Annotated in this window: 16 protein-coding genes; 5 read left to right on the top strand and 11 right to left on the bottom strand. The window is 51.0% G+C overall.

Annotated features, from left to right (window positions below; all coding sequences use genetic code 11):
- Positions 1-16: 16 nt before the first annotated feature.
- The 4 genes from EV102420_RS21260 to EV102420_RS21255 all read right to left on the bottom strand — a co-directional run bounded on the left by EV102420_RS21260 (position 17) and on the right by EV102420_RS21255 (position 2,225).
- Positions 17-292 carry a metal/formaldehyde-sensitive transcriptional repressor gene (locus EV102420_RS21260; protein WP_072015216.1) on the bottom strand — a complete coding sequence of 92 codons (276 nt, stop codon included), beginning with the start codon at positions 290-292 and terminating at the stop codon, positions 17-19.
- A gap of 135 nt (positions 293-427) precedes the next feature.
- Positions 428-901, bottom strand: a complete 474-nt coding sequence (locus EV102420_RS08385; RefSeq protein WP_042390887.1) for a hypothetical protein — start codon at positions 899-901, stop codon at positions 428-430.
- Between the two features lie 230 nt (positions 902-1,131).
- On the bottom strand, positions 1,132-1,665 hold the full coding sequence (locus EV102420_RS08380) for a GNAT family N-acetyltransferase (RefSeq protein WP_042390884.1): 534 nt from the start codon (positions 1,663-1,665) through the stop codon (positions 1,132-1,134).
- Positions 1,662-2,225, bottom strand: coding sequence for a helix-turn-helix domain-containing protein (locus tag EV102420_RS21255; RefSeq protein WP_072015215.1), 564 nt, complete (start codon positions 2,223-2,225; stop codon positions 1,662-1,664). The genes EV102420_RS08380 and EV102420_RS21255 overlap by 4 nt, the downstream gene beginning before the upstream one ends.
- A gap of 98 nt (positions 2,226-2,323) precedes the next feature.
- Here EV102420_RS21255 and EV102420_RS08375 point away from each other — a divergent pair, with 98 nt between their 5' ends.
- The 4 genes from EV102420_RS08375 to EV102420_RS08360 all read left to right on the top strand — a co-directional run bounded on the left by EV102420_RS08375 (position 2,324) and on the right by EV102420_RS08360 (position 4,837).
- Positions 2,324-2,806, top strand: coding sequence for a glutathione peroxidase (locus tag EV102420_RS08375; protein ID WP_042390882.1), 483 nt, complete (start codon positions 2,324-2,326; stop codon positions 2,804-2,806).
- Between the two features lie 450 nt (positions 2,807-3,256).
- The gene (locus tag EV102420_RS08370; protein WP_255211663.1) at positions 3,257-3,829 is read left to right on the top strand and encodes an isochorismatase family protein; all 573 of its coding nucleotides are present in this window, start codon (positions 3,257-3,259) and stop codon (positions 3,827-3,829) included.
- Between the two features lie 59 nt (positions 3,830-3,888).
- Complete coding sequence (locus EV102420_RS08365) at positions 3,889-4,404, top strand: GNAT family N-acetyltransferase (protein ID WP_042390878.1); 516 nt, start codon at positions 3,889-3,891, stop codon at positions 4,402-4,404.
- Between the two features lie 49 nt (positions 4,405-4,453).
- The gene (locus EV102420_RS08360; protein WP_042390874.1) at positions 4,454-4,837 is read left to right on the top strand and encodes a hypothetical protein; all 384 of its coding nucleotides are present in this window, start codon (positions 4,454-4,456) and stop codon (positions 4,835-4,837) included.
- A 40-nt stretch (positions 4,838-4,877) separates the two neighbouring features.
- On the opposite strand, the gene tehA is transcribed toward EV102420_RS08360, so the two are convergent.
- Positions 4,878-5,849: a dicarboxylate transporter/tellurite-resistance protein TehA gene (gene tehA, locus EV102420_RS08355; RefSeq protein ID WP_042390873.1), complete on the bottom strand. Its 972-nt coding sequence runs from the start codon at positions 5,847-5,849 to the stop codon at positions 4,878-4,880.
- Between the two features lie 304 nt (positions 5,850-6,153).
- Here tehA and EV102420_RS08350 point away from each other — a divergent pair, with 304 nt between their 5' ends.
- Positions 6,154-6,738 carry a helix-turn-helix domain-containing protein gene (locus EV102420_RS08350; protein WP_042390872.1) on the top strand — a complete coding sequence of 195 codons (585 nt, stop codon included), beginning with the start codon at positions 6,154-6,156 and terminating at the stop codon, positions 6,736-6,738.
- Positions 6,739-6,757: 19 nt separating this feature from the next.
- On the opposite strand, the gene EV102420_RS08345 is transcribed toward EV102420_RS08350, so the two are convergent.
- The 6 genes from EV102420_RS08345 to EV102420_RS08320 form a co-directional block, all read right to left on the bottom strand.
- Positions 6,758-7,201: an acetyltransferase gene (locus EV102420_RS08345; protein WP_042390871.1), complete on the bottom strand. Its 444-nt coding sequence runs from the start codon at positions 7,199-7,201 to the stop codon at positions 6,758-6,760.
- A 207-nt stretch (positions 7,202-7,408) separates the two neighbouring features.
- Complete coding sequence (locus EV102420_RS08340; protein WP_042390869.1) at positions 7,409-7,711, bottom strand: hypothetical protein; 303 nt, start codon at positions 7,709-7,711, stop codon at positions 7,409-7,411.
- Between the two features lie 26 nt (positions 7,712-7,737).
- Entirely contained in the window at positions 7,738-8,055 is a 318-nt protein-coding gene (locus EV102420_RS08335; RefSeq protein WP_042390868.1) for a hypothetical protein, read from the bottom strand.
- Positions 8,056-8,104: 49 nt separating this feature from the next.
- Positions 8,105-9,058: a PfkB family carbohydrate kinase gene (locus EV102420_RS08330; RefSeq protein ID WP_042390865.1), complete on the bottom strand. Its 954-nt coding sequence runs from the start codon at positions 9,056-9,058 to the stop codon at positions 8,105-8,107.
- A gap of 24 nt (positions 9,059-9,082) precedes the next feature.
- The gene (locus EV102420_RS08325; protein ID WP_042390864.1) at positions 9,083-10,426 is read right to left on the bottom strand and encodes a carbohydrate porin; all 1,344 of its coding nucleotides are present in this window, start codon (positions 10,424-10,426) and stop codon (positions 9,083-9,085) included.
- Positions 10,427-10,548: 122 nt separating this feature from the next.
- A complete protein-coding gene (locus EV102420_RS08320; RefSeq protein ID WP_042390861.1) occupies positions 10,549-11,982 on the bottom strand; it encodes a glycoside hydrolase family 32 protein in 1,434 nt (477 codons plus the stop codon).
- Positions 11,983-11,999: the final 17 nt, after the last annotated feature.

Here is an 11,999-nt window from a genome sequence, read left to right as displayed (position 1 = left end):
ATGTGAACAGTAATAATTATTTTAGATAAGAGCGAAGAAGATGGCCGACTTCTGCCATTCTTACCGCGCGCTGGTCTGGCGTCGTCTCGCCGCTGACCAGTTCATCTTTGAGGTGAATTTCGACCATCTCGCCCATCAAGCCGTTAGCAGCCCCGCGCACGGCGGCGATCTGTTGCAGTATTGCGATGCAGGGTTCGCCCGACTCCAGCGCCCGCTCGAGGGCGTCGACCTGGCCACGAATGCGGCGAACACGGGTAAGGATGCGCTTTTTATCTTCGGGTGAGTGTGGCATACGCCCTCCTATACTGTAGGGGGGTATAGTAACAAAATCACTGTCGGGGTGTAAAATTTATATTCCGTGTCAGAAGCAGTCGTTCACCCCTTGAAGACTGCTTGTCGGAATTCCTCTTTTAGGTGCCGAATGCCTCTAAGTCCGATGTGAGCGCGTTGCGAGGAAAACCACTGCGGCTCCGAGAGCAACAATAAGCGAATCTTCAATCAGACCACTTCTGGTCTGTCCTATTTCGGTCATGGCCCTTTTTCGTGCCGCAAGCGTCGCGTACGCAAGAGGCACAGCGGCAGAGATAGCGATGGCTGCCCCAGCTTTTTCTTTGCCATCAGGGGCTAACGCAGCACCCGCAATCCCCGCGCTGGCTACGCGTGCAGATAAACCCAAAAACACGGTGCGATCTGGCGCTGATTTCATCTTGTCACCAAAAAGTTCACCGACACCCATTGCCAGCGCGCCGAACTTAAATAGCGGGCGATCCAGCAGCAAGAGACGGCCCGGGGTATCGCGCCCGGAAACCCGTGCCGCTGCGATAGCTGCCATCGGCGTCATAGAACGACAGCTGGCGACAAAACCAATCAACGCGGAATAGACATAATCGGTTAATTTCATTAGTTATCTCCAGACCAAATTAAAATATTTTAGTTGTTTAAGCCTTTTAAGCTCTGAGCGCATTTACCTGGCGTGACCGCTTTTGCAAATGCCTCCGCAGGAGTGAGTATAGATTAAGAGCTTGAGATAGCAGACGTAACGGAAGTTACCTGTCTTCGTTGCTGTTAGCATCACTGCAACAGGTGCACTCCTTACAAAATATCAGGTTCGGAGAGATCCCTGCACAGCGGTTAAGAGTTGCTTAGGGTATGATCCATTTTATACATGTAGGTGGTCGCATCCAGGGTGTGCTCAATAGACTCTGCATAACAGGGAATGGAGCCGGCTATCTGCCAGCCTAATGAAAGATATAATGTGCTGGCGACATCGCCGCTGCGTGTATCCAGTACGAGTAGAGATAATCCTTTTTCCCACGCTCTTTGCTCTGCCTGATTCATTAATTGTCTGGCAATACCCTGACGGCGCGCGTGCGGGTGGACGAGTAATTTGGAAATTTCAGCACGATGACTGCCGTTTGGCATACCACAATAGTTAATCATCACTGTGCCAACGAGACTATTGTCATCGCGGGCAATGAGCAATTCACACTCCTGGTTGGCCAGGCCGTTGACTTTATCCTTCCAGAAGCGGTCGATAGCCTGACGATCGTCTGGATGGGTAAAACCCACGCTCGCACCGTCTTGTACACAAGCCTGCAGTACGTCCCCTAATTCTCTTAATTTTTCATGTGCCTCGGCAGCACTCATAAATTCATATTTGATCATGATTTACATACCACTAAAAGATAATGTGCACCCAGTGTCTCATGAGCGCTGAATGATGAGGTTCCTGACAGATGAAAGCGTAAACTGTCGCCTTTTTTTAACGACCATGTTTCCGTATCTAACTTGATAGTTAAACCGCCTGCATATAACCATATATATTGTTCAAGCCCCTGCACCGGCGGGTGTAGATATTCGATGTAAGCGCCTGGACGCAATTTTCCCTCAATAAGTTCGCATCTAAATTGATTAGAGGGCGGTAACAGCATTCGCCGTTCAAATCCATTGCGCTCATCTCGCCACACGGGTTGTTCTTCCACCCTGAAAAGATTATCTGCTGTTTGTTCAACCTCAGCCAGAAGCCGGGACATCGTCATTCCGTACACGATACAGAGTTGATTTAGAACTTCAGCTGTAGGGCTGACCTCACCACGTTCAATCCGTGATAAGGTGGCTCTGCTAATACCCGATACAGATGAAAGCTCTTCAAGAGTTCGGTTGTGCTGCAAGCGGAGTGCAGCCAGACGCGCCGCTAATCTTTGTCTGTAATCTTGATTATCCATACCATCGTCTCAAAAAAGAGAATTAATTCTCTCTTATGAGATATACAAGGCTGTATAGTTTCTGTCAAGCCACCTGGTTCGGCTTTAAGGATCTCTTGATGACCACGTTCTATCAACTCACCGCCACCAGCTTGCATGGGCAGCCTATCTCGATGGCCGACTACGCAGGCAAGCTGGTTCTGGTGGTGAATACCGCCAGCCATTGTGGCTTCACGCCACAGTACGCTGGTCTGGAAAGGCTTTATAAGACGTATGCCGCCCACGGTTTGGTCGTGCTGGGTTTCCCGTGTAATCAATTTGGAAAACAGGAACCCGGTGGCATCGATGAGATCGCTCAGACCTGCCAGATCAACTATGGGGTGAGCTTTCTCATGTTCGAAAAAGTTGAGGTCAACGGTGCTAACGCGCATCCGGTGTTTCGTTACCTAAAAGACGAATTGCCCGGCATGCTGGGTGGGCGGATCAAGTGGAATTTTACTAAGTTCCTGGTCGGACGCGATGGCAAACCGCTCAAGCGTTTTGCGCCGTTCACCACGCCGGAGAAACTGGAACCCGTCATCGTTGCTGCATTGGAAAATTAAGCTTTTCTTCAATACAAGCAGTCTATTTTTTAAGCCTTTTGATTCTATCCTCAACCCCAAAAGACACCAAGTTTAGTAGGGGTTATTGCCTTTTCATAAAGCCAGGTAGACAGTTTGAGGATCTTCTTCAGATTAAAGGTCTATCCGAATGTTCAGCATGACGCGATTGATAAAGTATTGGTGTCTTTTTGCATCGATCTACACGAGTCTCGCTTTAGGGCAAATTATCAGCGACAACTATTTTTGCGGCTCGTCAATCCCGTGGTTCGTCATGGTTTGTTTAGGCTGTGTAATGACCTGGAAGATAGAGAAGATCATCAAAGCATTGTCATAACGGCTCAATGTACGTGCAGAATGGCATGCAGTTAATACGGCTTTTGGACGACGTATGTCAACCCTGCAACAAATTTTAGTGGCTGACTCAATTAATGTGTTCAGATAGGATGGCTTATGTCTTTTCGCCGTCCAAGTAGATTAAAAGGAAAAGTGATGACTGCGGCCCTGATTATCATCGATATGCAAAAATTTATTGTAGACAGAGTCAATAATGGCGTTGAAATGTATCCTGATAATGCCATTCATAACATGGAGAGCATATTAAAAAAATTCCGCTGCGCGGGTGCCCCTGTTATTCATATTCGCCATCACACGCGTGAAGAGGGATCGTTATTGCACCCCACCTCCCCCCTCGCTCAAGTCATGGAAGGATTTGAGGAGGAGCAAGGTGAATCTGTATTCATAAAACACACTTCATCGGCATTCAGCTCAACCGATCTCTTTTCTCACCTGAAAAGCAACCCTATTGACGAGTGCATTGTTATTGGTGCCGTAGCCGGTTTTTGTGTGAACTCTACCGTCAGGGCTGGCGCGGATTTAGGTTTAAAAATGACGGTGGTAAAGGATGCAGTAATCAGCTTTGCGCTTGAAGAGCCTAACCTTGAAGCCAAAACCATTTTCGATGTGACGCTTGGTCTCCTTGCGGCTGGCTTTGCAAAAATAGCTACCACACAAGAGATGGTTTAACTTGTTTGTTACCCATACTCGGTCTTCGGAATACGGCTTCACGCAACACGGAGTAGCCCATGAATGTAGAAACAGCCCGTTTACGGCTTGAGCCCTATCATGACTCACATTACGAAGGCCTACGGGTAATGGATAGCGACCCCAGCGTGATGCGTTATATCAATAACGGTATTGTTAAAACGCCTGAAGAGACATGGGAAGGTATCCGACGTGTACAAGCCCGCTGGGACAAATACGGGTTCTCATGGTGGGCTATCATCGAGAAGGCTTCCTGGGCTATCGTTGGTGCAGCATGCCTCCAGTACCTGGCAAACGTAGAGGGCGCGCCATTAGAGATTGGCTGGCGTCTCGTCCCGGAACACAATGGTAAAGGTTACGCAACAGAGGCCGCGAAAGCGATCGTTGATTTCGCAGCGGAACAGGTAGGCGCAACCTATTTGGTTGCCGTGGCCGATCCGGAAAATATTCCCTCGCAGCGTGTGATGCAACGGCTAGGCATGACGTACAAGGCAGTAGAACAGCACTACGATGTGCCCTGTGTCGTGTACGAGCTTAACATTGGCAGGCCTGAATAACGGTCGGTTACTTTGTGCAAACGCGATTTGATGAAGGAGAAGCATTGCTATGCAGCCAATACGGCTTATGGGTGACGGATATGAACCTCATGTCGATCGGTTAGGTGACAGGCTGACCTACTCCCTACCTGTCGACTCAGGTATTGTGAGCTTTAGCTTTACGTTTGACATTTTCCAGGCCGATCTCGAGGTTCTGCTTGCGAATGATTACAGGCGAGCCGTTCTTTACGTTATTGCCCACACATTGCTTCAGCGGTCGACAACAAAAGGTAGCGACCGCTTCACCCAGAGCGATTTCGATACCCTTGTTGCGAATACGCTTCACTCCCCGTCGGATACTCTGCAAACGTTTATTTCGCAAGTGAGCCGTGAAAATAACATCGTTATTGAACATTACGTAAAACAAGTCATGTCATCAGCACATCACAGTTGAGGCGATCGTGGAACGAGTTGGTAACAGCACCGCTAGCTCCTTACCCAGTTGAACGGATGAGTAACTTGCCCCTAATCAACAGCATGAACGTACGCAGCATAAGAAACGCGATCACCAGATTTGCGCCGATAAACAGCGGAATTGATATAGCGTAAAGCGCCCCACCGGGTGCGCTATGCCCCAAATGCAAAGAGGTGTTAGCCAGCGATGCGACACCGAATGAGAACGCCCAGAATGCCGGGTTAAATGGCTGTTTTGAGTACCACGGCAGCAGGCGGATCATAAACAGCATTTGCAGCAATCCGTAACCGAAAAGCATTTTTGCAAAAACGTCTGCCTGGCCGCCGTTAAGGGACAGCCAGGCACTGCACGCCACGAACGCCGGGGCCATCTGGATCCCCAGCGACGCACGCACTTCTAAGGGCATTTCTCCGGCCGTGCGTAACCGGTGCACGATTGACGGTTCTAATGTGATCCAGGAAATAACGCCGGCCCCCAGGAACAGCAAGCCAACGTCATGAAACCCCAGCGCTCCACAGGCCATTGCGCTGATAAAATTATTTGCCACTGTTGGCAGATACAGCCCCGGTGTTGTCGCCGTTGCGGGATGATTGCCGCGCCATAACCCTGCACCTTGCCAGGATGCGTAGAACAGCTGTGCCGCGGCTCCTAAGACGAACAGCACCAGTGCAAGATAATACGCCCACGGTGTAACGCCAATTGAGACAAGCATTGTCGTCGCCGGAAACAGGCTGACAAAACTGCTTTTTATTGGGTGGCGTATCTCATCCATAACGGTGCCGGGATGGCGAATCAAACGAGCGATAAAAAGAACGGCCAGAACAGTCCAAATACCGATAGCCAGACTAATTAACGCCAGGCCTGGCACCGGTGAAACTGGATAGACAGAAGCGGCATAGCGCCAGGCAAGGCCGGTTCCGATAATGCCTAATACCATCCCAAAATAGCCGGATGGCAGATTAATGAACCCAGAAGCGCTGGTTTGAGCCATTGTCGTCATACCTCACGTTTGTTCCCAGAGGCTATAGTAACATCAAATTTATTTGAAACTTTAAAACAAATTTGTTTTCTATGCGTTTGATGAGGCTTTGCTTGTGCTTTCTTATCGGCATAAAGAAGAGTGAGATGATGCCAAAAGCGGAAGTAACCGTTACAAACTTACGCTCTCATAATAATGTGGACTCTTAAAGGCGATAGTTTCCTCCTGGAAGCCTAATTTTTTCGAACTTATACAATCATTTATTCCAGCCTAATTTATGTAATGGCATAATCAGGCTGGCAAAGGGGGGGTAAAAATGGATAAAACATCTAAAAATCAGATACTAGATAGCGACATTGCACGTTTATTGCTTAAACACAGAAAAGCTCGCAACTTGACTATAACTGAGCTTGCTCAACGATCGGGCGTTAGTCAGGCCATGATTAGCAAGGTTGAACGAGGCACCTCCAGCCCCAGCGCAACGATACTGAGTCGTTTAGCTAACGCGATGAATATTACGCTATCAAAACTTTTTGCAGAGCTTGAGCTACACCAGAACTCACTTGTTCTCTTTGCTCATGAGCAGCAGCATTGGACGGATCAACAATCAGGCATTACCCGCTGGTCTCTTTCCCCAGCGGGGGCATGCCCGGAACTTATAAGAGTTGAGATCCCTCCTAAGGGTGAGCTGACGATCCCCGCCTCTGCGAATGAGCATCTTTCCGGGCAAACACTTTGGATGTTGAGTGGCTGCCTTGATTTTCGAGTCAATCATCAGACCCATCATTTACGAGCCGGTGACTGTCTCGCCCTTACCTTCGCAAGCGAGTGCCAAATAAGTAATCCTGATAGTGAGCAGGGCTGTTGTTACGTCGTCGCTTTTAGCCAAAGAAATCAATGATATTTTGCTACCACGGTGGCTACATCCCATTCGCTTTGCTTAGGTGCAACAGGGGATATGGCCTCCCCTGATTATCCAGCTCAGAACGCCCAGAAACCTGAAAGCCCATATGCTGATAAAACCCTACAGCTTGCTGGTTTTGTTCGTTTACATCGACGCTGAGATCAGGATGCAGGGCTAAAGCATGTGAGATCAACCGCTTGCCGACGCCAAGTCCGCGAGCAGAAGCATCGACAAAAAGTGCTTCCAGATGACCATCATGTAAAAACATAAAACCTAGCGGTTGGTCATCCTGATTTGTTGCAACCCATACAGGGGTTTCTGAAAAAAAACCGACAACTTCTTTTTCGATCTCTTGTCGGTCATGAGCTGTCAGAAAATCGTGTGTTGCGTCTACTGAACTCTTCCAAATTTGGATAATTTCTGGCGCTTCAGCCAGCCGTGACATTCTGATTTTCAAGATTTCTCTACCTTAAAGTGGTTTTTGCTTTGTATCGTTATACAAAATGAATCCACCCTAATTTACTATAGTGAAATTAAGTTCACAATAGTGATTTAGTTTCATGTCTCATGATTACTTATCAGAAGTGATATTACTCTGGTTAGCCTGAACTCTTCATCATCTACGCTTGGTCTGGTGCGAAGTATCTACGGTAGCGACGACCTCAGATTAAGGCTGGCTCATGCCGACCATAAACTGAGAACAATTCGACGATCCCGAAGCCGCCTTTATCTGCTTATTATCGAGGCGGAAGGCTTTTGCAGACTGCGCATCGCCAAGCTTCTCTTTTGTCAGCTTGCCAAGCGTCACAACCTGCTCCGGCTTCAACATACCGTTGTCTACTGCAACATTAAGCACCGTGCAGGTAGCATTAATCGTATTGTATTTCGCTATGGTCATACTGTTTATGGCATAGCCGATAACGCCTCCCACGATTAAAGCTATAACGCCCCATAGAACACTTTTTTTCATATCTCCCCTCAATCTACTTAGTACCGCTACTTATCTCGGTTTTCACTCTCAACGTGAACACTGACGTTAAGCCGTCTTGCTTCCAGGGCTATCATCTTTTGTGCAAGCGCCATATTACCGCCGTGCACCCGGTCTATAAGCGCCTGCACGAGTGTCATCATCAAAAAATCTTTATTAGCCGGATAGAAATCCGTCATATCGAACCCGATATCCATGAGTTGCTGGTGAGCGGATTTTTCTGTTTCCGTAATAATTTCAGCGACTTTCTCTTTCATTGTCTCGATGTGCTCGAAGACAACGCGATTCAGGACCTCGATTTGTTCGGGTGTGAAGTTCTTTTCCATTATGTTCATCTTTAAATGCCAATTTTGATAAACTATAACACCCGAAAGGCTAGCAGATCTTCCCTATGTCAAACTGCAGCGGCTGGGCTGCCTGCCTGAACGCCACCATACCCTGCGCATCAGGCAGCGCGGCTAACGCCCCTTTCGCCGTGGTGGCCAGCGCGCCACAGGCACTGGCCTGCGTTATCGCCTGCTTAAGCTGGGCCAGATCCACTAACGTATTGCCCTGTGCCACGCTCGCCAGTAAACCCGCGATAAACGCATCGCCAGCGCCGGTGGTATCTAAACTTTCAACCTGGAACGCGCTTGCCTGAACCAGCTGGTCCTGCCATAAGACAATCGCCCCGGCAGAACCGCAGGTCACCACCTTCAAACGCGACGGATAGCTGCGTAGGATCTCCAGTGCCTTTTCATGCTGCGTGGTGCCAGCCAACCAATACAGCTCCTCCTGCGAAAGCTTGAGGATGTCGGCCTGCTGGGCAAAATGACGCACGGTGTCTAACATCTCCTGTGCATCGGGCCACATCTGCGCACGCAGATTAATATCAAAGCTTAACAGGCCATCACGCTGCTTGATGTAGCTGATAGCCCGTACCAGCGTGTCACGACAGGACGTTGCCACCAGCGCCAGGGAACAAAAATGCAGAATGTCGTTACCAAACGATGGAAGCGTGTCTGCGGTCAAAAACTGGTCGGCAGAAGGATCGACCAGAAAGATAAAGCTGCGATCGCCCTCATCCCCGAGCGAGACCAGCACCGTGCTGGTACGGTGCTGCGCATCAAACTGCATAGGCTGAGTATCAACACCCTCCTCTGCCAGCGTGTTACGTAGAAAATGGCCAAACGGATCGTCGCCCACTCTGCCGATAAAGCCGCTTTCGCACCCCAGACGCGCGGCCCCAACGACAACGTTGACCGGCGCGCCGCCTGCACAGGCGGTGTACTGCATTTCTCCCTGCGGCAGCAGATCAATAACTGCATCGCCTAATGCCCAGACTTTCATAAACTCCCCTTACCTAAATTGTCATCAGAACAGATATTTAAAGCGAACCCGTGCGCCGTAGCGTTGGTCATCGTTGCCGGTTTGCGCAGCTGAAGACTCCAGCCAGGAGGCGTAAGCCCCAAGGTAGATGTTGAAATTTGGCATATCCATAATGTTCGGCAGCTGCCATGAGGTATGGATGGTGTGAATGTCGTAGCGGCCGGGAGCTAAGATCGCGCAGTCGCTGTCGCAGTCCGCGCTGACGCCTGTCATATTGAACTGGTCAATTTTGTTGTGGGCATAGATGTAGCCCAGCTCGACGCGGTGCCATAGCGCATTGATACCGGCGCTAAAGTCTTTCTCGTCAGCCGCATCAAGGTAGGCGGTGCTCAGATTCACCACCGCGCCGTTTTCCGCGTCGGTCTTAAGCGTATTCCAGCTCATGGTCATGCCGTAACCGGTGCGGCTGGACTGATCCCGGAAGCGACCATTCTCCTGCTGATAACCGTAGGCGTTATTCACCAGGTTGCTCTCTAGCGCGGCGGCCACTGACCACGGGCCAGACTGCCATGCGGCCACCGGGCGCACATACACGACATTTTTACGGTTATCCAGCGCGTTACCGTGGTAGTTCTGATCGACAAACAGGGAACTGCCATCCTCGACCAGCGTATTGACCTCGAAATACCAGTTATCGAGGTTTTTGCTAAGCAGGAAATTGCCGCCGCTGTTGCTGCGTCCGCGTCCCTCTTTCATCATATAGATATAGCCGTAACCGTCGCTGTAAAGATCGTTAGCGGTATTCCCGGAGTATTGAATAAAGGTATCCTGATTCAGCGGGAACATATCCCAGGCTTCGAAGCGGCCAATTTTAATTTTCCAGTCATCTTGCTGACCGAAGAAAAAAGCCGCATCGTCGAGATTCATTTTACCGTTCATGTCCGCCAGCGGCTGGACGCTGAAACCGGCATATTTGCCGTCAGCCCCTTTACGCAGGCCATCAAAACCGAGAAGAATACGCCCGTTAATATCCCAGCGCTCTTTCTCACCCGGCGTCCAGTTTTTATTGGCGCTGGTTCTGAGCGATGTTAGCCCGCCGGTGCGGCTGGCTCCATCCATATTAAATTCAACGTCGCCATAGAATTTTAAATCGCCGGTATCATTAACCTGTAGCGTGGGTTTTGCCGGTGTGGTGCGGGCAACCGTTTGGGGTGCCTCCTGTTGCTTTAAAGCGCGGATCTCGGCTTCCGCGCTGGCGGCGCGCGCCTCGGTAGCTTTCAGTCGATTTTCCATTTGCGCCAGCCGCGCTTCCAGAGAAAGGCTATCCTGCGCACACACCACGCCGCTAAATAGAGACGTCAACATACAACCGACCCAGATTATTTTCATCGGGAGACCTTTTTTATTATTGAGTTAACCAGTTATTTATTACGTAGAGGTACCGTTTGGCGATAAAGACAACGCTAACCCGCCCATCGCCAGGGACGGGTTATTCCAGACGACGGGTTTATTTATTCAAGCTGCCAGGCTCCGCCATCGGACAGTGACGCGCTACCGCTCCAGGCAAATAAACGTAGATCCCGTTGTCCGGCATCAGGATATATACGGCTGCTGAGGCACGCCTCGCCATCATTGACAAAGAGTTCAACGGACGAGCTGTCGATAAATACGCGCAGGTGGAGATCGTGGTCGAGAGTTAACGGCACGCTGCGGGTCCCGCATAAACCGTGCTGCGGATAATGACGCTCCAGCACCAGGCGCTGCATCTGCGCATCGACGTAGATCCGCAGACCGTCACCCAGGCTCAGGCCGTACTGTTCGGCAGTGCTCTCCGCGCCTTTCCAGTTCAGCACCACCTCCATAGCCTCGGCATTTTCCGCCACGCCAATCTGCTGATTGTTCAGCGTGCTGACCGGCCACGGATACCAGCCCTGGCGTAAGCTTTCCACCTCTTTTGCCGGGCGCATCTCTACCCGGTTGTCTGCGCTGAGGCTCAGCTCGCGCGGCAGTGACAGCATCCCGGCCCAGCCGTCCTGCTGCTCCGGCAGCGGCGACTCCCACATATCCAGCCAGCCAATCACAATGCGTCGCCCGTCCGGGGTCAGGAAACTCTGTGGAGCGTAAAAGTCGTGGCCGTGATCCAATTCGATAAACTCACCGGCGCGGACAAACTGCTGCCCCGGCTGCCAGTCCCCCAGCAGATAGCCGCTCTGAAACAGGTTGCGGTTTTTAAAGCCGTGCGCGGCCATGCCCTGCGGGGAGAACATCAGCACGCGCTTGTCGCCAAGCGTGAAGAAGTCCGGACATTCCCACATAAAGCCCATTCCAGCCTCGGCTTCATCAAGAACGCCCTCTTCCTGCCACTGACGCAGATCCGCTGAACGATACAGCCGCACCTGCCCGGTCTCGCCCGCGCGGGCACCGACGATCATGTACCAGCTCTCTCCCTCGCGCCAAACCTTCGGATCGCGGAAGTGGTGCACGCCCGGCGGCGTATCGACCACAATGCCCTGCCGTTCAAAGTGGATGCCGTCGCGGCTGGTGGCCAGGCACTGCACCTGATAGAGATTCTCTTCGTTATCGGCATCACCGTGGAACTTGTGCCCGGTATAGATCAGCGCCAGCGTGTCGCCGTCCACTACCGCCGAGCCGGAAAAGCAGCCATCTTTGTCCTCCGGACCTTCCGGGGCGATCGCCACCGGCAGATGCTCCCAGTGAACCAGATCCTGACTGCGCGCATGCCCCCAGTGCATCGGTCCCCACTGGGTAGAGTACGGATGGTGCTGGTAGAACGCGTGATACCAGCCGTCAAACCACACCAGCCCGTTGGGATCGTTAATCCAGCCCGCCCTGGCGGCCAGATGGTAGCGTGGGTACCAGCGCAGGTTAAGCGCATCGTGCTTCACCTTGAGTTCCTGTTCAGCGTCAGCAATTGAGTAGGTCATAGTCTTCACTCTTGTCA

It is taken from the genome of Pseudescherichia vulneris NBRC 102420 (genome assembly GCF_000759795.1).
In the GTDB taxonomy this organism is placed as follows: Bacteria; Pseudomonadota; Gammaproteobacteria; order Enterobacterales; family Enterobacteriaceae; genus Pseudescherichia; species Pseudescherichia vulneris.
Note: the sequence above shows the minus strand (reverse complement) of the source record. Positions and strands in the feature narration are given on the sequence as shown.